This is a genomic window from Nonomuraea sp. NPDC003804 (genome assembly GCF_040610675.1).
Classification (GTDB): Bacteria; Actinomycetota; Actinomycetes; order Streptosporangiales; family Streptosporangiaceae; genus Nonomuraea.
Genome location: NZ_JBEXMT010000005.1, coordinates 268,275 through 287,310, shown reverse-complemented (window position 1 = coordinate 287,310; position 19,036 = coordinate 268,275). Strand labels below are relative to the sequence as shown.

The 19,036-nt window shown below is 70.1% G+C and carries 21 protein-coding genes; 18 read left to right on the top strand and 3 right to left on the bottom strand.

Annotation, left to right across the window (positions count from 1 at the left end; translation table 11 throughout):
* The first annotated feature begins 314 nt into the window (after positions 1-314).
* The 8 genes from ABZX22_RS09280 to ABZX22_RS09245 all read left to right on the top strand — a co-directional run bounded on the left by ABZX22_RS09280 (position 315) and on the right by ABZX22_RS09245 (position 7,465).
* Positions 315-1,457, top strand: coding sequence for a branched-chain amino acid ABC transporter substrate-binding protein (locus ABZX22_RS09280; RefSeq protein WP_354907104.1), 1,143 nt, complete (start codon positions 315-317; stop codon positions 1,455-1,457).
* Positions 1,454-2,347, top strand: coding sequence for a branched-chain amino acid ABC transporter permease (locus tag ABZX22_RS09275; protein ID WP_354907103.1), 894 nt, complete (start codon positions 1,454-1,456; stop codon positions 2,345-2,347). The genes ABZX22_RS09280 and ABZX22_RS09275 overlap by 4 nt, the downstream gene beginning before the upstream one ends.
* Positions 2,344-3,321, top strand: coding sequence for a branched-chain amino acid ABC transporter permease (locus ABZX22_RS09270; protein ID WP_354907102.1), 978 nt, complete (start codon positions 2,344-2,346; stop codon positions 3,319-3,321). Before ABZX22_RS09275 ends, ABZX22_RS09270 begins: the two co-directional genes overlap by 4 nt.
* Complete coding sequence (locus ABZX22_RS09265; protein WP_354907101.1) at positions 3,318-4,085, top strand: ABC transporter ATP-binding protein; 768 nt, start codon at positions 3,318-3,320, stop codon at positions 4,083-4,085. The genes ABZX22_RS09270 and ABZX22_RS09265 overlap by 4 nt, the downstream gene beginning before the upstream one ends.
* A complete protein-coding gene (locus tag ABZX22_RS09260) occupies positions 4,078-4,785 on the top strand; it encodes an ABC transporter ATP-binding protein (RefSeq protein WP_354907100.1) in 708 nt (235 codons plus the stop codon). The genes ABZX22_RS09265 and ABZX22_RS09260 overlap by 8 nt, the downstream gene beginning before the upstream one ends.
* Positions 4,782-5,744, top strand: a complete 963-nt coding sequence (locus tag ABZX22_RS09255) for a proline racemase family protein (RefSeq protein WP_354907099.1) — start codon at positions 4,782-4,784, stop codon at positions 5,742-5,744. The genes ABZX22_RS09260 and ABZX22_RS09255 overlap by 4 nt, the downstream gene beginning before the upstream one ends.
* Positions 5,745-5,823: 79 nt before the next feature.
* Entirely contained in the window at positions 5,824-6,780 is a 957-nt protein-coding gene (locus ABZX22_RS09250) for an ornithine cyclodeaminase family protein (RefSeq protein WP_354907098.1), read from the top strand.
* Between the two features lie 10 nt (positions 6,781-6,790).
* Positions 6,791-7,465 (top strand): GntR family transcriptional regulator, encoded by a 675-nt coding sequence (locus ABZX22_RS09245; protein ID WP_354907097.1) that lies wholly within the window; start codon positions 6,791-6,793, stop codon positions 7,463-7,465.
* Between the two features lie 79 nt (positions 7,466-7,544).
* On the opposite strand, the gene ABZX22_RS09240 is transcribed toward ABZX22_RS09245, so the two are convergent.
* The 3 genes from ABZX22_RS09240 to ABZX22_RS09230 all read right to left on the bottom strand — a co-directional run bounded on the left by ABZX22_RS09240 (position 7,545) and on the right by ABZX22_RS09230 (position 10,213).
* Positions 7,545-8,462, bottom strand: coding sequence for an EamA family transporter (locus ABZX22_RS09240; protein WP_354907096.1), 918 nt, complete (start codon positions 8,460-8,462; stop codon positions 7,545-7,547).
* Between the two features lie 78 nt (positions 8,463-8,540).
* Positions 8,541-9,308 carry an ABC transporter permease gene (locus ABZX22_RS09235; protein WP_354907095.1) on the bottom strand — a complete coding sequence of 256 codons (768 nt, stop codon included), beginning with the start codon at positions 9,306-9,308 and terminating at the stop codon, positions 8,541-8,543.
* Complete coding sequence (locus ABZX22_RS09230; RefSeq protein ID WP_354907094.1) at positions 9,305-10,213, bottom strand: ABC transporter ATP-binding protein; 909 nt, start codon at positions 10,211-10,213, stop codon at positions 9,305-9,307. The genes ABZX22_RS09235 and ABZX22_RS09230 overlap by 4 nt, the downstream gene beginning before the upstream one ends.
* Before the next feature lie 149 nt (positions 10,214-10,362).
* On the opposite strand from ABZX22_RS09230, the gene ABZX22_RS09225 reads away from it, so the two are divergent.
* The 10 genes from ABZX22_RS09225 to ABZX22_RS09180 all read left to right on the top strand — a co-directional run bounded on the left by ABZX22_RS09225 (position 10,363) and on the right by ABZX22_RS09180 (position 18,976).
* Positions 10,363-11,139: a VOC family protein gene (locus tag ABZX22_RS09225; protein ID WP_354907093.1), complete on the top strand. Its 777-nt coding sequence runs from the start codon at positions 10,363-10,365 to the stop codon at positions 11,137-11,139.
* A 95-nt stretch (positions 11,140-11,234) separates the two neighbouring features.
* The gene (locus ABZX22_RS09220; RefSeq protein ID WP_354907092.1) at positions 11,235-12,494 is read left to right on the top strand and encodes a multidrug effflux MFS transporter; all 1,260 of its coding nucleotides are present in this window, start codon (positions 11,235-11,237) and stop codon (positions 12,492-12,494) included.
* Between the two features lie 71 nt (positions 12,495-12,565).
* Positions 12,566-13,258: a helix-turn-helix domain-containing protein gene (locus ABZX22_RS09215; protein WP_354907091.1), complete on the top strand. Its 693-nt coding sequence runs from the start codon at positions 12,566-12,568 to the stop codon at positions 13,256-13,258.
* On the top strand, positions 13,255-14,667 hold the full coding sequence (sufB, locus tag ABZX22_RS09210) for a Fe-S cluster assembly protein SufB (protein ID WP_354907090.1): 1,413 nt from the start codon (positions 13,255-13,257) through the stop codon (positions 14,665-14,667). Before ABZX22_RS09215 ends, sufB begins: the two co-directional genes overlap by 4 nt.
* Complete coding sequence (gene sufD / locus ABZX22_RS09205) at positions 14,667-15,791, top strand: Fe-S cluster assembly protein SufD (protein WP_354907089.1); 1,125 nt, start codon at positions 14,667-14,669, stop codon at positions 15,789-15,791. The genes sufB and sufD overlap by 1 nt, the downstream gene beginning before the upstream one ends.
* The gene (locus ABZX22_RS09200) at positions 15,788-16,105 is read left to right on the top strand and encodes a non-heme iron oxygenase ferredoxin subunit (RefSeq protein WP_354907088.1); all 318 of its coding nucleotides are present in this window, start codon (positions 15,788-15,790) and stop codon (positions 16,103-16,105) included. The genes sufD and ABZX22_RS09200 overlap by 4 nt, the downstream gene beginning before the upstream one ends.
* A 2-nt stretch (positions 16,106-16,107) precedes the next feature.
* Positions 16,108-16,854 carry a Fe-S cluster assembly ATPase SufC gene (sufC, locus tag ABZX22_RS09195; protein WP_354907087.1) on the top strand — a complete coding sequence of 249 codons (747 nt, stop codon included), beginning with the start codon at positions 16,108-16,110 and terminating at the stop codon, positions 16,852-16,854.
* A 67-nt stretch (positions 16,855-16,921) separates the two neighbouring features.
* Positions 16,922-18,175, top strand: a complete 1,254-nt coding sequence (locus tag ABZX22_RS09190) for a cysteine desulfurase (RefSeq protein WP_354907086.1) — start codon at positions 16,922-16,924, stop codon at positions 18,173-18,175.
* Between the two features lies 1 nt (position 18,176).
* Entirely contained in the window at positions 18,177-18,611 is a 435-nt protein-coding gene (gene sufU / locus ABZX22_RS09185; protein WP_183661900.1) for a Fe-S cluster assembly sulfur transfer protein SufU, read from the top strand.
* A 2-nt stretch (positions 18,612-18,613) separates the two neighbouring features.
* Positions 18,614-18,976, top strand: a complete 363-nt coding sequence (locus ABZX22_RS09180) for a metal-sulfur cluster assembly factor (RefSeq protein ID WP_354907085.1) — start codon at positions 18,614-18,616, stop codon at positions 18,974-18,976.
* The last annotated feature ends 60 nt before the right edge of the window (positions 18,977-19,036 follow it).

The following is a 19,036-nucleotide window of genomic DNA, read 5'->3' as shown; positions in this document are numbered from 1 at the left end:
CGGTTTCCAGCCGGGGTGGCGTCGCGTGGCCTTCCGCCCGATTTTCGGCCGGGAGCGGTGCCGCGCGCCCTTTCCGTCCCGCTGCGCGTGTGGCCGGGGCGCGGCCTTCCCACGGCGGTCAGCCGTACAACTGAAAGGCGGTTTCGGCGCGCCCGAAATCACCGCCTCTTCGATGTGAGGTCCGGGATGCTCACCGCGATCTCTCTTGACGTTCCACCTGCGTGTTAGGACGCTAACGGTCTGGTCTCGGCGCTTGACCTGCCCCTGAGCGCGTCGGTGTGATGTCACACATCACTCACGTGAGGAGAGTCTCAATGCGCAAGACGCACGTCGTCTCCCTGGTCGCGACCGCAATGATGCTGGCGGGTTGCGGACAGGGCCTCCTTGGCGATGGAGGTGGCGCCCAGCAGGAGGCCAAGGGCCCCATCCGCCTGGGCATGCTCGTCCCCCAGTCGGGCAGCGAGGCCGCGATCGGCCCCTACATGACCAACGCGGCCCAGCTCGCCATCGACGAGATCAACGCCAAGGGTGGCGTCCTCGGCCGGCAGCTCGAGCTCAAGGCCGCCGACGACGCCTGTGACGCCCAGACGGCCGTCGCCGCCGCCAACAAGGTGGTCACCGAGGGCGTCGAGGCGTCCATCGGCGGCTACTGCTCTGGCGCCACGCTGCCCACGCTGCCGGTGTTCGGCAAGTCGAACATACCCATGATCATCCCTGCCGCCAACTCGCAGGAACTGGTCGACCAGAAGCTCAAGCACGTCTTCCTGATCAACGGCACCGGCACCCAGCAGGCCGAGTCGGCCAGCCAGTGGATCACCAAGCAGGGTGCCACCAGGGTCGCGCTGATGCACGACAACACCAGCTACTCCAAGGACATCGCGGTCCGCACCCAGCCGCTGCTGGGCGACAAGGCGGTCATCACCGAGGCGGTCACGCCCAAGGAGAGCGACTACAGCGCCAACATCCACAACGTCCTGGAGAAGAAGCCCGACTTCGTCTACTGGACGGGCTACTTCCAGGAGGGCGGCCTGATCACCAGGCAGCTGCGCCAGGCGGGCTACAAGGGCGCGATCATGGTCGCCGACGGTTCGGTCTCCGCCAAGCTCGGCGAGATCGCCGGCGCCGAGGCCGAGGGCGTCTTCGCCACCATGACCCCGATCCCCGACACGCTGCCCAACGCCAAGGGCTGGATCGACAACTACACCAAGAAGTTCGGGTCCGCTCCCGGCCCCTACTCCAACCAGGCCTACGACGCCGTGCGCCTGGCCGCCGAGGCGATCACCAAGGCGGGCTCCACCGACGGCGCCAAGGTCATCACCGCGCTCGAGGGCATCAACGGGTTCCAGATGTTCTCCGGCCCGCTGAAGTTCACCCCCGAGCACACCCTGTCCACCGGCGGTTTCCAGATCCTCGTGTGGAAGGGTGACAAGTTCGCCCTACAGGATGCTCTCTCATGACACAGCTCGTCTGGAACGGCCTGTTCGTCGGCTCGTTCTACGCTCTGGTGGCGCTGGGCTACAGCATGGTCTACGGCATCATCAAGCTGCTCAACTTCGCCCACGGTGACCTCTACATGCTCGGCGCGTTCAGCGGCTTCGCCGTCCTGTCCGCGCTGGGCGGGGTCTCCGCGGCGATGACGCTGCCGGTGCTGCTGGCCGTCCTGCTGCTGACCATGGTGAGCACCGGCCTGGCGGGCGTGGTCCTGGAGCGGGTGGCCTACCGCCCGCTCCGCGGCGCCCCCCGCCTGTCGCTGCTCATCACCGCCGTCGGCGCGTCCTTCGCCATCGAGTACGGCATGCGGGCCGTCTCCGGTCCCGACCCCCGGGTCTACCCCGTCCGGCTCAGCGGCACCACGCTGGAGGTGTTCGGCGCCCGGCTCACCCTGCAGCAGCTCGTGCTCATCGGGGTCGCCGTGGTCCTCATGGTCGGCCTCAACCTGCTGGTGACCAAGACGCGCGAGGGCAGGGCCATGCGGGCCATCGCCCTCGACCCGAGCACCAGCTCGCTGATGGGCATCGACGTCAACGCCGTCATCTCCAGGACCTTCTTCCTGGGCTCGGCCCTGGCCGGCGCCGCCGGCGTGATGGCCGGCGCCTACTACGGAAAGATCGACTTCCTGATGGGCTTCCTCATCGGGCTGAAGGCCTTCACCGCGGCCGTCATCGGCGGCATCGGCAACATCCCCGGCACCATGCTCGGCGGCCTCGTGCTCGGCCTGCTGGAGTCGTTCGGCACCTACTGGCTCGGCGGCGAGTGGCGTGACGTGTTCGCCTTCGGCGTGCTGATCCTGTTCCTGACCGTGAGACCCACCGGTCTGCTCGGCGAACGTGTGACGGAGCGGGTGTGAACCAGACCAAAGCCCCCGAAGCCCCCCGCAAGATCGGCGCCAAGCAACCGCAGACGCGCCTGTCCAAGCTGTTCGACAACCGCTGGGTCGGCCTGGCGGGCCTGCTGATCGCGTTGCTCGTGCCGTTCGTCAACGCGACCGACTACACGATGTCCATCATGACCACGGCCGCCATCTTCGTGATGCTGGCCTCGGGACTGAACATCGTGGTCGGGTTCACCGGCCTGCTCGACCTGGGCTACGCCGCCTTCTTCGCGGTGGGCGCCTACACCAGCGGCATCCTGTCGACCCGGTTCGACCTGCCGCTGGTCGCCACCGTGCCCGCCGTCATCGTGGTCACCGTCATCGCCGGCGTCATCATCGGCGCGCCGACGCTGCGGCTGCGCAGCGACTACCTGGCCATCGTCACGCTGGGCTTCGGCGAGATCATCCGTATCACCGCCAACAACCTGCCCATCACCGGCGGCCCCTCGGGCATCTACGGCATCCCCGGTCTGACCGACGGACCGGTGAGCCTGTACTTCGTCACGGTGCTGATCGTCGCGATCGCCGTGATCGGCGCCTCCCGCCTGGGCAGGTCGCGGCTCGGCCGGGCCATGCGCTTCGTGCGCGAGGACGAGGACGCCGCCGAGGCGACCGGCGTGCACACCTACCGGGTCAAGCTGGCCGCCTACATCGCGGGCGCGGTGTGGGGCGGGCTGGCGGGCGTGCTGTTCGCCGGCCAGGTGTCGGCCATCTCGCCCAACAGCTTCACCTTCCTGTACTCGGCGACGGTCCTGATGGCCGTGGTGCTCGGCGGCATGGGCTCGGTGCCCGGCGTCGTGCTCGGCGCGATCATCATCAGCCTGCTGCCCGAGCTGCTGCGCGACGCCGCCGACTACCGGTTCTTCATCTTCGGCGTGCTGCTGATCATCGTGATGATCGTCCGGCCGCAGGGTCTGTGGCCCGCCCGTTCGAGGGAGGCGCTCAAGTGACACTCCTCCAGGTGAGCGAGCTGCGCCTGGCCTTCGGCGGCCTGGTGGCCATCGACGGGCTCAGCTTCTCGGTGAACGAGGCCGAGATCGTCTCGGTCATCGGCCCGAACGGCGCCGGCAAGACCTCCGCCTTCAACTGCGTGACCGGCTTCTACCGGCCCACGGCCGGCCAGATCACCTTCGACGGGCGTTCGCTGCTGGGCCTGCGGCCCTCGGCCGTGGCGGGGGCGGGCATCAGCCGTACCTTCCAGAACCTGCGGCTGTTCGGCGAGTTGTCGGTGCTGGAGAACGTCCGCGCGGGCAGCCACCTGTGGCTCAAGCAGAACGTGTTCGACGCGCTGCTGCACACCCCGCGCTACCGCCGCACCGAGCGCGAGTGCACCGACGCGGCCAACCACTGGCTCGACTTCGTGGGCCTGCGCGGCGACCGCTACTCGGCCGCCCGCAACCTGCCCTACGGCGAGCAGCGCCGCGTCGAGATCGCCCGTGCCCTCGCCCGCAAGCCGCGCCTGCTGCTGCTCGACGAGCCGGCCGCCGGTCTCAACCACGCCGAGAAGGCCGAGATGCTCGACCTGATCAGGCGTATCCGCGAGCTGGGCATCGCCATCGTGCTGATCGAGCACGACATGGGCCTGGTCATGCAGGTCTCCGAACGCATCGTGGTCCTCAACTTCGGCAAGGAGATCGCCGACGGCCGCCCCGAAGAGGTGCGCCGCGACCCCGCCGTCATCGAGGCCTACCTGGGGAGCGACGCCCATGCTTGAGATCAGCGACCTCGACGTCCACTACGACGGCGTGCACGCGCTGCGCGGCCTGTCGCTGACCGTCGGCGAGGGCGAGATCGTCACCCTGCTCGGCAACAACGGCGCGGGCAAGACGACCACCATGTCGGCCATCTCGGGCCTGGTACGGCCCAGCGGCGGCAAGGTCGTCTTCGAGGGCCAGGACATCACCGGCGTGGCCGCGCACAAGATCACCAACCTCGGCCTGGTCCACTGCCCCGAGGGGCGCAGGGTCTTCAGCACCCTGACCGTGCACGACAACCTGCTGCTCGGCGGCTACCTCGTGCGCGACCAGGCGGAGATCAGGCGGCGGGTCGACCACGTGTACAGCCTGCTGCCCCGACTGGCCGAGCGTCGCGCCCAGCAGGGCGGCACGCTGTCCGGCGGCGAGCAGCAGATGCTCGCCATCGGCCGCGCGCTGGTGACCGGGCCGCGCCTGCTGCTGCTCGACGAGCCGTCCATGGGCCTGGCGCCGCTGATCGTCGCCCAGGTCATGGACCTCATCGCCGACATCAACGCCTCCGGCACCGCCGTGCTGCTCGTCGAGCAGAACGCCTCCGCCGCGCTGAAGATCGCGCACCGGGGTTACGTGCTGGAGAGCGGACAAGGGACGCTGTCGGGCAGCGCGGACGCGCTCCGCTCCGACCCGCGCGTCGTCGAGGCCTACCTGGGAGGGGCATGATCCAGACCATCGACTACCACACCGGCGGCGAGCCGTTCAGGATCGTCGTCGGCGGGGTCGGCGAGATCAAGGGCTCGTCCGTCCTCGAACGCCGTGCCACGGCCTTCGCGGACGAGGAGATCGACAGGGTGCGGCGGCTGCTGTGCCACGAGCCGCGCGGGCACGCCGACATGTACGGCTGCTTCCTGGTGCCGCCCGACTCTCCCGGCGCCGACCTGGGCGTGCTGTTCTGGCACAAGGACGGCTACTCCACCGCCTGCGGGCACGGGACGATCGCGCTCGGCGTGCACGCCGTCCAGGAGGGGCTGGTCGAGGCCGACCCCGACGGCACCACCGACGTGGTCATCGACGTGCCCTCCGGGAGGGTGACGGCCACGGTGGCCATGACCGGCGGTGAGATCACCTCGGTGACCTTCAGGAACGTGCCGTCCTACGTGATCGCCCGGTCCGTGCCCGCGGCCGGCGTCCAGGTCGACGTGTCGTACGGCGGGGCCATCTACGCCTCGCTGCCCGCCGCCTCGCTGGGGCTGTCGGTGCGGCCCGAGGACCTGACCGAGCTGATCGCCCACGGGCGGCGGATCAAGGCGGCGCTCGCCGACCACCCCGCCGCCAGGCACCCGTCGGACGAGCGGCTGTCGGGCATCTACGGCGTGATCTTCTACGACGAGGTCGGGCCCGCCCACCAGCGCAACGTCACCGTCTTCGCCGACGGGGAGGTGGACCGGTCGCCGTGCGGCTCGGGCACCGCGGCCAGGCTGGCGCTGCTGGCCGAGGAACTGCCGGCCGGGTTCACGCTCACGCACGACAGCATCGTCGGCTCGTCGTTCCGCGCCTGGGTGGCCGAATCCACCCCGGAAGGCGTGATTCCGGAGATCGAGGGCATGGCCTACCGTACCGGGCGGCACAGCTTCGAACTCGATCCGCGGGACCCGATCGGAACGGGGTTCACGCTGCGATGAGCCGCCTCGCGAGCATGTCGGCCGGGGCTGGATCCGCGCCTCCGGTCCCGGCCGGCCACCCTCTGGCCGGAGCGCGCCGATGAGCGGCCTGCCGTACATCGAGGACCTGGAGCGGCTGGTGCCGATGGCACGGGCCGTCGCGGTCCTGGAGGAGACGCTGGTCTCGGGGTTCGACCCCGAGACCGCGCCCGCCCGTGCCGCCGTGCCGGCCGGGCAGGGGGAGTTCCTGCTCATGCCCGCCTCGGCGGGCCGGTACGCGGGCGTCAAGGTGGTCACCGTCGCGCCGGGCAACCCCGCCCGTGGGCTGCCCCGCATCCAGGGCACCTACCTGCTGTTCGACGGCGACACCATGGCGCCGCTGGCGGCCATGGACGGCCTGGCGCTCACCGCGCTGCGCACGCCCGCCGTCTCCGCCCTCGCCGTCAGGCATCTGGCGCCGCCCGACGCCCGCAGCCTGCTGGTGTACGGCACCGGGCCGCAGGCGTGGGGGCACGTGCGGGCGCTGCGCGAGGTGCGTCCCGTGGACAGGGTCACGATCGTCGGCCGGGACCACGGGCGGGCCGCCGCGCTGGCCCTGCGCTGCGCCGACATCGGCCTGGCCGCCTCGGCGGCCGTCGGCGCGCCGCCGTCCGACGCGCTGGTGCCGCTCGAGCAGGCCGACCTGGTCGCCTGCTGTACCACCGCCAGGGATCCCTTGTTCCCCGGTAAGCTCACCGGCGACAACGTCACCGTGACTGCCGTCGGGTCGCACGAGCCCGACGCCAGAGAGATCGACGATGATCTCGTCGCCCGCGCCACCCTGGTCGTCGAGGCGAGGAAGGCGGCATTGTCCGAGGCTGGAGATGTGATCCTCCCTTTGCGCGGCGGTACGATCACCAGTGGTCATCTCGCCGGCAACCTCGCCGACCTGGTCAACGGTCGCGTCGACGTGGGCGAGGGGCCGCGGGTCTTCAAAAGTGTCGGCATGGCGTGGGAGGACCTGGTGGTCGCGGCGGCCGCATACGAGGCGTGGGCTCACATGAACGGACGAAAGTAGGGAAGCCGGGATGGCTGCGGAGGATCGGCTCGACCTTCCGATGGTGGGAGAGCGGCAGAGCCTGCGCGAGCAGGTCGCGCACGCGCTGCGCGCCGCGCTCGTCACCGGCGAGATGCGCCCTGGCGTGGTCTACTCCGCGCCCGTGCTCGCCGCCCAGTTCGGCGTCTCGGCCACGCCGGTCCGCGAGGCCATGCTCGACCTGGCCAAGGAGGGCCTGGTCGAGGCGGTGCGCAACAAGGGCTTCCGGGTCACGGAGCTGTCCGACCGCGACCTCGACGAGCTGACCGAGATCCGCCAGCTGATCGAGGTGCCGACGATCGCCCGGCTGGCCGACGCGTCGAGGGCCGAGGAGTTCGAGCGGCTGCGGCCGATCGCCCAGCAGATCGTCGACGCCGCCGAGCGCGCCGACCTGCTCGCCTACGTCGACGCCGATCTGCGCTTCCACATCGAGCTGCTGTCGCTGTCGGGCAACGCGCACCTGGTCGAGGTGGTGCGTGACCTGCGCAACAGGGCCAGGCTGTACGGGTTGTCGCAGCTGTCGGAGCGCGGCATGCTGCCCGACTCGGCGCGCGAGCACCTGGCGCTGCTCGACGCGCTCAAGGCGGGCGACAGGCAGGCGGCCGAGCGCATCATGGGCGAGCACATCCACCACGTCCGCGACATCTGGGCCGAGCCCACGACCTGAGCCCGGCGAGGCCTCGGGTCCGCCGCAAGACGAAAGCCGCTCATCCCAGGTCACCGGGTGAGCGGCTGTCTCGCGGAGGTCAGGCCCTGGCGGCGCGGGTGGCGCCCAGGCTGGCGGCCACGATGCAGATGATGGCCGCCCACTGCTGCACGTGCAGGATCTCGCCCAGCAGCACCAGCCCGATCATCGCCGCCACCGCGGGCTCCAGGCTCATCAGGATGCCGAACACGTGCTTGGGCATCCGCCGCAGCGCCTGCAGCTCGAGCGAGTAGGGGATCACCGACGACAACAGCCCCACCCCGAGCCCGATGAGGATCACCGAGGGCTGCAGCAGGTCGGCGCCGCCCGTCATCACGCCCACCGGCGCGATGGCCACCGCCGAGACGATCATGGCGAACGACAGCCCCGTGGTCCCGGGGAACCGGCTGCCCGCGGCGGCCGACAGCAGGATGTAGGCCGCCCAGCAGACCCCCGCCACCAGCGCGAAGCCGATGCCCAGCCAGCTGACGGCGGCGGACTCGGTCCAGGGCGCGATGAGCGCGATGCCCACCGCGGCCAGCAGCGCCCACAGCAGGTCGAGGCGCCGGCGCGAGGCGGCGATGGCCACGCCGAGCGGGCCGAGGAACTCGATCGCCACCGCGATGCCGATCGGCAGCCTGGCCAGCGCCTCGTAGAACGACAGGTTCATCACGGCCAGCGTGAGGCCGAAGCCGATGCCGACCGCCCAGTCACGCCACGACAGCCCCTTGAGCTTCGGCCGCGCGAACGCACCCAGGATCAGCGCGCCCGCCACGATGCGCATGAACACCACGGCGGCCGGAGGCAGCGCCGCGAACAGTTCCTTGGCGAAGCCCGCGCCCAGCTGCACCGAGACGATGGCCAGCATGATCAACCCCGACGGCGGCATCGAGTCGGCGGCCGTGCGGAACAGACCGCCCGTGCGCGGCAGGGCTGACTTGAAGCGGTCGGCGGGCCCGTCAAGGGCAAAGGCGGTCAACAGGGCTCCTCGGGGAGAAAACGTACGGCAAGCCCCGAGCCTACTCGGCGGGTCCGACATCCCCCGGCGGTGGGCGGCCTACTCCCAGCGGAACGTCCTGGAGGCCAGTCCCAGCGTGAGCGCGGCCCACGCCACCAGCACCGTCACCGCGCCGAGCGGCAGCGCCGCGCCCTCGGTCAGCACCGCGCGCAGGCCGCCGGTCAGCGCCGAGATCGGCAGCATGGCCAGCACCGGCTCGACGGCGTCGGGGAAGGCGGCCAGCGGGAACACCACGCCGCCGCAGCCCAGCAGCACCAGGTAGACCAGGTTGGCCGCGGCCAGCGTCGCCTCGGCGCGCAGCAACCCGGCCATGAGCAGCCCGAGCCCGCTGAAGGCGGCCGTGCCGAGCAGCACCAGCAGCACGGCCGCGGCCAGCGAGCCGCGCGGCTGCCAGCCGAGCAGGAGCGCCACCGCCACGATGGCCACGGCCTGCAGCAGCTCCACCGCGACGACGGCCGCGGTCTTGGCCAGCAACAGCCCGGCCCTCGACAGCGGGGTGGCGCCCAGGCGCTTCAGCACGCCGTAGCGGCGCTCGAAACCCGTCGCGATCGCCTGGCCGGTGAAGGCCGTCGACATGACCGCCAGCGCGAGCACGCCGGGGGCCAGGAAGCCGACGCGCGAGCCCCCGCCGACGTCCACCAGCGGCGCCAGCGAGAAGCCGACCAGCAGCAGCACCGGGATGATCAGCGTGAGCAGCAGCTGCTCGCCGTTGCGCAGGATGGCCTTGGCCTCGGCGCCCGCCTGCGCCAGCACCATGCGGTGGAAGGGCGCCGCCCCGGGCGCGGGGGTGAGGTCGAGGGCGGTCATCGCAGCTCCCTGCCGGTCAGCTCGAGGAAGACATCCTCCAGCGTCCTGCGCTCGATGGACAGATCGTCGGCCATGACGCCCTCGGCGGCGCACCAGGCCGTCACGGTGGCCAGCATCTCCGGCCCGACATAGCCTTCGATGATGTAATGGCCGGCCGGCGACTCCTTGGCCGCCGATCCCGAGGGCAGCGCGCTCAGCAACTCCTCGAGCCCGAGGCCGGGCCGGGCGCGGAAGCGCAGCTGCCGCTCGGCGCCGGTGAGCGAGGAGGGGGTGCCCTCGGCCACCACCCGGCCCCTGTCGATGATCACCACGTGGTCGGCCAGCCGCTCGGCCTCGTCCATGTAGTGGGTGGTCAGCACGACCGCCACGCCCGCCGTCCGCAGGTCCGCGACCAGCTCCCAGCAGGCCCGCCTGGCCTGCGGGTCGAGGCCCGCCGTCGGCTCGTCGAGGAAGACCAGCTCGGGCCGGCCGATGACGGCCCCGGCCAGCGAGAGCCGCTGCTGCTGCCCGCCCGACATCCTCCGGTACGGCGTGCGCGCGTGCTCGGCCAGGCCGAGCCGTACCAGAAGGCCCTGGGGGTCGAGGGGACGGGCGTGGAAGCGTGACATCAGCCGCAGCCACTCGCCGCAGCGCATCGCCGGCGGCACGCCCCCCGCCTGCGGCATCACGCCCACCCTGGCGCGCAGCGCGGGGTCGGCGGGCGCGCGGTCGAGCACCCGCACGGTGCCGCCGTCGGCGTCGCGGAACCCCTCGCAGATCTCGATGGTGGAGGTCTTGCCCGCGCCGTTGGGGCCGAGGATCGCGGTGACGGCGCCGCGCTCGGCGGCAAGGGTCAGCCCGTCGACGGCGGTGGTGCCGCCGTAGCGTTTCACCAGATCGACGACCTCGACGGCAGGGGAGCTCATGGCCACGAGTTTAGGGACCCCTACGCGCGGTCAGCGCGCCAGGCGGCGCCGGCGACATCCATGGGCGACAAAAAGCTAAAAAGGCAGCCAACTCCAGGGATGTGAGGTTGGTCACGTGATTGTGTGGTGTACCGACAGGAGGTAGCGCGATGTCGGTTCGAAGTGGTTACGAGGCGGGCGTCCCGTGCTGGGTTGATCTGTCGACTCCTGACGTGCAGGCGTCGGTCCGCTTCTACGGCGAGATCTTCGGCTGGACGGCCGAGATGGTCGACGACCCGGCCGCGGGGGGATACGGGCAGTTCGTCCGCGACGGCAAGCGGGTCGCGGGCGTCGGCCCCATCATGGCGGAGGGCATGCCGACGGTCTGGAACACGTACGTGGCCACCGACGACGCGGTCGTCACCGCCGACCGGGTCAAGAACGCGGGCGGGACCGTGGTCGTCGAGCCCATGCGGATCTTCGAGGAAGGCTCGATGGCCGTCTTCCAGGCCACGGACGGCTCCTTCTTCTCGGTCTGGCAGGCCGGCAACCACAAGGGCGCCGAGCTGGTCAACGAGCCCGGCGCGTTCTGCTGGAACGAGCTGGTGACCAGGGATCCGCAGGCGGCCACGAGCTTCTACGGCACCGTCCTGCCCTGGACGCCCAGGACCCAGCAGATGGACGGCATGGCCTACACCGAATGGCTGGTCGGCGACAGGAGCGTCGCGGGCATGATGGAGATGCCGCCCCAGTACCCCGAGGGCACCCCCTCCCACTGGGGGATCTACTTCGCGGTCGCCGACCTCGACGCCACGGTCGCCACGGCCAGGTCGCTGGGCGCCACGGTGCTGGTCGAGTCGATGGATGCCCCGCCCGGCAGGTTCGGGATGCTCGTCGACCCGCAGGGCGCCGCGTTCTCGGTGATCCAGCTGAACCAAACTGCGTGAAAATGAGGCCGAAATTTGGGAATTCGGCGTACCAGATCGTGGTTTGACCCCTCGGCCCTCGTGGGCCACGGCCTACGAGGGAGAGGGGTTTCACCATGTCCGTGGCAGCCGCCGCGCCGGACGTCGCCGGGGAGGCAGGGGGGACCGGGAGCGGCCGCCGCGGGCTGTTGCTGCTGATCCTGGGCGCGCTCTCGGCCATCGGTCCTCTCTCGATCGACATGTACCTGCCCGCGCTGCCCGCCATCACCGGGGAGATGCTCTCGGCGCCCGCGCAGGTCCAGCTCACGCTGACCGCGTGTCTCGTCGGCATCAGCCTCGGCCAGGTCCTCGCGGGCCCGCTGAGCGACGTCAGAGGACGCAGGTTCCCGCTCATCGTCGGCGTCGCCGGCTACACGCTGGCCTCACTGCTGTGCGCCTTCGCGCCCTCCGTACCCGCGCTCATCGCCACGCGGCTGGCCCAGGGCGTCATGGGCGGCGCCGCGCTGGTGATCGTCCGGGCTGTGGTCCGCGACCTGTACGAAGGCGCCGCCATCGCCCGCATCTTCGCCACCCTCATGCTGGTCAGCGGTCTGGCGCCGATCCTGGCCCCCATCGCGGGCGCCCAGCTGCTGTCCTTCACCTCCTGGCGCGGCATCTTCGTCGCGCTCAGCGTGGCCGGCGTGGTGCTGCTGCTGGCCGTCCTGCCGGGCGTCAAGGAGACCCTCCCCGCCGACCAGAGGGAGCGCGGCGGGCTCGGGAACACCGTCGCCACCTTCTGGCGGCTGCTCGGCGACCGGTCGTTCATGGCCTGTTCGCTGGCCGCAGGGCTGGCTTTCGCCGGCATGTTCGCCTACATCTCCGGCTCGCCGTTCGTGCTGCAGGAGGTGTACGGCGCCTCGCCGCAGCAGTTCTCGCTCATCTTCGGGCTCAACGCCCTCGGCCTCACGGTCATGGCCCAGCTCGGCGGCAGGCTCTCGGGTCGCGTCTCGCCCGCCCGCCTGGTGCTGGCCGGCATGCTCGTCAGCCTCGTGGGCGCGGCGCTGCTGGTCACCGCCACGACCGCCGGCTCGCCCGGCACGGGCGCGGGCCTGGGCGGCGTGGTGGCCGCGCTGTTCGTCATGATGTGCGGCGCGGGTCTGGTCCTGCCGGGCACCGGCGCGCTGGCGCTGGCCGGGCAGCCCCCGCAGGTGGCCGGAAGCGCCTCGGCGTTGCTCGGCGTCCTGCAGTTCGCCTTCGGCGCGGTCGCCGCGCCTCTCGTGGGCCTGGCCGGCTCCGGTACGGCGGTGCCGATGGCCGTCGTCATGCTGGCGCTCGTCATCACCTCCTTCCTGGTCTTCGTGCTCCTCGGCCGGGGACGCGTCTTCGCAGTTAGGTAAGCCTTGCCTGCGTGAGAAATTGCATCCCCGTTCATTTGAGAACCGGGAAGGAATTACGGCACACTGATGTTGTGAAAAACGTGCCCCCGTCGATTGAGCCTGGACACGAGCGCAGCACCCGCGCCCGCGTGGCCCGGCTGATCCTGGAGCACGGTCCCGTCGCGGCCGCGGCTCTCGGCGAGCGGCTCGGGCTCACCCCCGCAGCCGTCCGCCGTCACCTCGACGCGCTGCTGGCCGACGGGATGATCGAGCCGCGCACGACCCGGCCCCGGGGTCAGCGTGGACGTGGACGACCGGCCAAGCTGTTCGCCATCACCGATGCGGGGCGCAGTGCTTTCGAGCACGCCTATGACGATCTCGCGGGGAGCGCGCTGCGCTTCCTGGCCGAGCGCATGGGCGAGGAAGCGGTGACCGAGTTCGCCCGCTCGCAGGTCAAGGGCCTGTTGCAGCGGCTCGAGCCGGTCATGCGGACAGTGCCCGAAGACCAGCGCGTTCAGGTGCTGGCCGAGGCGCTGTCGGCGGACGGTTACGCCGCCTCGGCCAGCAAGGCCAAGTCCGGCGGCGACCAGCTCTGCCAGCATCACTGCCCGGTGGCACACGCGGCGGCGGAGTTCCCGCAGCTGTGTGAAGCCGAGACAGAGGCCTTCGGGCAACTGCTCGGTGTCCCCGTGCAACGCCTGGCCACCATCGCACACGGCGACGGGGTCTGTACCACCCACGTGAGCCCCGTTCGGATAAGAGAAAGCAAGGAGACCGGAAGGTGACTGTCACCGACCGCCCGGAGCTGGAAGGCCTCGGGAATTACAAGTTCGGCTGGTCCGACCCTGACGCCGCGGGAGCGGCGGCCAAGCGCGGCCTGTCCGAGGAGGTCGTCCGCAACATCTCCGCGCTCAAGAACGAGCCGGAGTGGATGCTCGACCTTCGCCTGAAGGGCCTCCGGCTGTTCGCCAAGAAGCCGCTGCCCACCTGGGGTTCCGACCTCTCGGGCATCGACTTCGACAACATCAAGTACTTCGTGCGCTCGACCGAGAAGCAGGCCGCTTCCTGGGACGAACTGCCCGCCGACATCAAGAACACCTACGACAAGCTCGGCATCCCGGAGGCGGAGAAGCAGCGCCTCATCGCCGGTGTCGCCGCCCAGTACGAGTCCGAGGTCGTCTACCACAAGATCCGTGAGGACCTCGAGGAGAAGGGCGTCATCTTCGTCGACACCGACACGGGCCTGAAGGAGCACGAGGAGCTCTTCAAGGAGTACTTCGGCTCGGTCATCCCCGTGGGCGACAACAAGTTCGCCGCGCTCAACACCTCTGTGTGGTCCGGTGGCTCGTTCATCTACGTGCCGCCGAACGTCGAGGTCGAGATCCCGCTGCAGGCCTACTTCCGGATCAACACCGAGAACATGGGCCAGTTCGAGCGGACCCTGATCGTCGTGGACGAGAACAGCTACGTCCACTACGTCGAGGGCTGCACCGCGCCGATCTACTCCAGCGACTCGCTCCACTCGGCGGTCGTCGAGATCATCGTGAAGAAGAACGCCCGCTGCCGTTACACGACCATCCAGAACTGGTCGAACAACGTCTACAACCTGGTCACCAAGCGCGCCGTGGCCTACGAGGGCGCGACCATGGAGTGGATCGACGGCAACATCGGCTCCAAGGTCACGATGAAGTACCCGGCCGTCTACCTGATGGGCGAGCACGCCAAGGGCGAGACGCTGAGCGTCGCCTTCGCCGGCGAGGGCCAGCACCAGGACGCCGGGTCCAAGATGGTCCACCTGGCGCCCAACACCTCCTCCAGCGTCATCTCCAAGTCGGTGGCGCGCGGCGGCGGCCGCACCTCCTACCGCGGCCTGGTCCAGATCGAGGAGGGCGCCCACGGCTCGGCCTCGACCGTCAAGTGCGACGCGCTCCTGGTCGACCAGATCAGCCGCTCCGACACCTACCCCTACGTCGACGTCCGCGAGGACGACGTCTCGATGGGTCACGAGGCCACGGTCTCCAAGGTCAGCGAGGACCAGCTGTTCTACCTCATGAGCCGCGGGCTCGACGAGGACGAGGCGATGGCGATGATCGTGCGCGGCTTCGTCGAGCCGATCGCGCGCGAGCTGCCCATGGAGTACGCCCTCGAGCTGAACCGCCTGATCGAGCTGCAGATGGAAGGAGCCGTCGGCTGATGGGCCTGAACGAGAAGCCCCTGTCGACCCTGCACGAGAAGTCGTCCTACGATCTGGCCGACTTCCCGGTGCCGACCGGGCGCGAGGAGGCCTGGCGCTTCACGCCGATCTCGCGGCTGAAGGGCCTGCACAACGGCGCCGCCGAGGTGACCGGGCAGGTCGTCACCCAGGCCTACACGCCCGCCGGCGTCACCGCCGAGTGGGTCGGCCGTGACGACGCGCGGGTCGGCAAGGCGTACGCGCCCGTCGACAGGGTCAGTGCCCAGGCCTACACCTCCTTCGAGAAGGCGCTGGTCGTCACCGTGCCGCAGGAGGCCGTCCCCGGCGAGCCGATCCAGATCGAGGTCCGCGGCGGCGGCCTGGCGGGTGCGGCCTACGGCCACATCGTGGTCAAGGTCGAGCCGATGGCCGAGGCCGTGGTCGTCATCGACCACCAGGGCAGCGCGGTGTACGCCGACAACGTCGAGTTCGTCGTGGGTGACGGCGCCACCCTCAAGGTCATCAGCCTGCAGGACTGGGCCGACGACGCCGTCCACGTCTCCCACCACCACGCCCAGCTGGCCAAGGACGCGACCTTCCGCAGCTTCGTGGTCACCCTGGGCGGCGACCTCGTCCGGCTGTCGCCCAGCGTCGCCTACACCGCCCCCGGCGGCGACGCCGACCTGTCGGGCATCTACTTCGTCGACGCCGGCCAGCACCTGGAGCACCGCCTGCTGGTCGACCACTCGCAGCCCAACTGCAAGAGCAACGTCGACTACCGCGGCGCGCTGCAGGGCGAGGACGCGCACGCCGTCTGGATCGGCGACGTGATCATCAGGGTCGAGGCCGAGGGCACCGACACCTACGAGCTCAACCGCAACCTCATCCTCACCGACGGCGCGCGCGCCGACTCGGTGCCCAACCTCGAGATCCTCACCGGCGAGGTGGCCGGCGCGGGCCACGCCTCCGCCTCGGGCCGTCTGGACGACGAGCACATCTTCTACCTCCAGGCTCGCGGCATCCCCTACGACGAGGCCCGCCGCCTGGTCATCAGGGGCTTCCTCGGCCAGCTGGTGGAGAAGATCTCCGTGCCTGAGCTGCGCGAGCGCGTGTTCGCCAAGGTGGAGGCGGAGCTCGAGAAGTGACATTCCAGAAGGTCTGCAAGGTCAGCGACATCCCCGACGGCGGGGTCGTCGGCCTCGAGGTCGACGAGACCCCCGTGGCGCTGGTCCGCAAGGGCGAGGAGGTCTTCGCCCTGCACGACGTCTGCTCGCACGCGGAAGTCAGGCTCAGCGAGGGTGAGGTCTACGACGGGACCCTCGAGTGCTGGCTGCACGGCTCATGCTTCGACGTGCGCTCGGGCAAGCCCACCGGCCCGCCCGCCACCAAGCCCGTGAACGTTTACCGAGTGAAGATCGACGGCGACGACGTCCTCGTCTCGCTCTCGAAGGAGTCATAACAGTGTCCACCCTTGAGATTCGTGACCTGCAGGTCTCCGTCGCCGACAAGGAGATCCTGCGCGGGGTCAACCTGACCGTGAAGGCCGGCGAGACCCACGCCATCATGGGTCCGAACGGCTCGGGCAAGTCCACCCTCGCCTACGCGATCGCCGGTCACCCCAAGTACACGATCACCGGCGGGCAGGTCCTGCTCGACGGCGTCGACCTGCTGGAGATGTCGGTCGACGAGCGCGCCCGCGCCGGTCTGTTCCTCGCCATGCAGTACCCGGTCGAGGTGCCGGGCGTCAGCGTCTCCAACTTCCTGCGCTCGGCCGTCACCGCCGTCCGCGGCGAGGCGCCGAAGCTGCGCGAGTTCAGCAAGGACCTCAAGACGGGCATGGACTCCCTGGCCATCGACCCGGCCTTCGCCACCCGCAACGTCAACGAGGGCTTCTCCGGCGGTGAGAAGAAGCGCCACGAGATCCTCCAGCTCGAGCTGCTCAAGCCGAAGATCGCCGTCCTCGACGAGACCGACTCCGGCCTCGACGTCGACGCCCTGCGCGTCGTCTCCGAGGGCATCAACCGCTTCCGGGCCTCGGGCGAGACCGGCGTCCTGCTGATCACCCACTACACCCGCATCCTGCGCTACGTGAAGCCCGACTTCGTGCACGTCTTCGCGGGCGGCAAGATCGTCGAGGAGGGTGGCCCTGAGCTGGCCGAGAAGCTCGAAGCCGAGGGCTACGAGCAGTACACCAAGGCGTCGGCCTGAGAAGTGGTGAGCGACCGATGGGCACGGAGCGAGCCCGGCGTAGTGAGCGGGGAGGGGTGAGCGACCGATGAACGGAGCATTCGACGTGGAGAGGGTCAGGAAAGACTTCCCTGTCCTGTCCCGCGAGCTGTCCGGCGGGCGCCCGCTCGTCTACCTCGACTCGGGCAACTCCTCGCAGAAGCCGGCGCAGGTCATCGAGACCATGCGCGAGCACTTCGCGATGCACTACAGCAACGTGGGGCGGGCTCACCACGCGCTCGGCACCGAGTCGACCGAGGCGTACGAGGCGGCGCGTGACAAGGTCGCCGCCTTCGTCAGGGCGCCGAGCCGTGACGAGATCGTGTTCACCAAGAACGCCTCCGAGGCGCTCAACCTGGTGGCCTACTCCTTCGGCAACCGCACCAACACCGACCCCCGTTTCACGCTCGGCCCCGGCGACGAGATCGTCATCTCGGAGATGGAGCACCACTCCAACATCGTGCCGTGGCAGATGCTGGTGCAGCGGACGGGCGCGACGCTCAAGTGGTTCGGCGTCACCGACGACGGCCGGCTCGACCTGGCCGACGACGTCATCACCGAGCGCACGAAGATCGTCTCCGTCGCCCACCAGTCGAACGTGCTCGGCACCGTCAACCCGGTCGCCGAGATCGCCCGCCGCGCCCACGCGGCCGGGGCGCTGCTGATGCTCGACGCCTCCCAGTCGGTGCCGCACCACCCGGTCGACCTGGCCGGGCTCGGGGCCGACTTCGTGGCCTTCACCGGCCACAAGATGCTCGGCCCTTCGGGGATCGGCGTGCTGTGGGGGCGCGCGGAGCTGCTCGAGGCCATGCCGCCGTTCCTCGGCGGCGGCGAGATGATCGAGGCGGTCTGGATGGACCGCTCGACCTACGCGCCCATCCCGCACAAGTTCGAGGCGGGCACGCCGCCGATCGTCGAGGCCATCGGGCTCGGCGCGGCGGTCGACTACCTCGAGGGCGTCGGCATGGCGGCCATCGAGGCGCACGAGCGGGAGCTGGCGGCCTACGCGCTGCAGGCCCTCGCCGAGGTGCCGACGCTGCGGATCATCGGTCCCGCCTCCACCGAGGGCAGGGGCGCCACGGTGTCGTTCACCCTCGACGGCATACATCCGCACGACGTGGGGCAGATCCTTGACGACCGGTTCGGCGTCGCCGTCCGGGTGGGGCACCACTGCGCGCGGCCGCTCCACCTGAGGTTCGGAATACCCGCGACCACGCGGGCGTCGTTCTACCTGTACAACACCACGAGCGAGATAGACGCCCTGGTCAGGGGTCTCCACCACGTGCAGAAGGTGTTCGCCTGAGATGATCGCCGAGTCGATGTACCAGGAGCTGATCCTGGAGCACTACAAGCACCCGCAGGGGCGGGGGCTGCGTGAGCCGTACGACGCCGAGGTCCACCACGTGAACCCGACCTGTGGCGACGAGATCACGCTCAGGGTCAAGCTCGGCGACGGCGGCAAGATCGAGGACGTCTCCTACGACGGGCAGGGCTGCTCCATCAGCCAGGCCGCGGCTTCGGTGCTCCACGAGCTGGCCACCGGCTCGACGGTCGAGGAGTCGCTGTCGGTCGTGGACGAGTTCACCCGGCTGATGCAGGGCAGGGGCCAGGTGGAGGCCGACGAGGACGTGCTCGGCGACGCGGTGGCCTTCGCGGGCGTGGCCAAGTTCCCCGCGCGTGTCAAGTGCGCGCTGCTGTCCTGGATGGCCTACAAGGACGCTGTTGTGAGGAGCGCATAGATATGAGCAAGCCGGTGGAGACGCCTACGTCGGCGTTCGACGGCGAGGCGACCGTCGAGGAGGTCATGGAGGCGCTCAGGGACGTCGTCGACCCCGAGCTCGGGATCAACGTCGTCGACCTGGGCCTGGTCTACGGCCTCAACCTCGACCCGGTCGAGGGCGGCCAGCCGGTGGCCACCATCGACATGACGCTGACCAGCGCGGCCTGCCCGCTGACCGACGTCATCGAGGACCAGGCTCACTCGGCCCTCGACGGCATGGTCTCCGACGTGAAGATCAACTGGGTGTGGCTGCCGCCATGGGGCCCCGACAAGATCACCGACGACGGGCGTGACCAGCTGCGTATGCTAGGATTCAACGTCTGATCTTTTTTGCTGCGACGGTCGGCGAATATCGGCGCCGACCGTTTCAGTATGCCAGGGCTC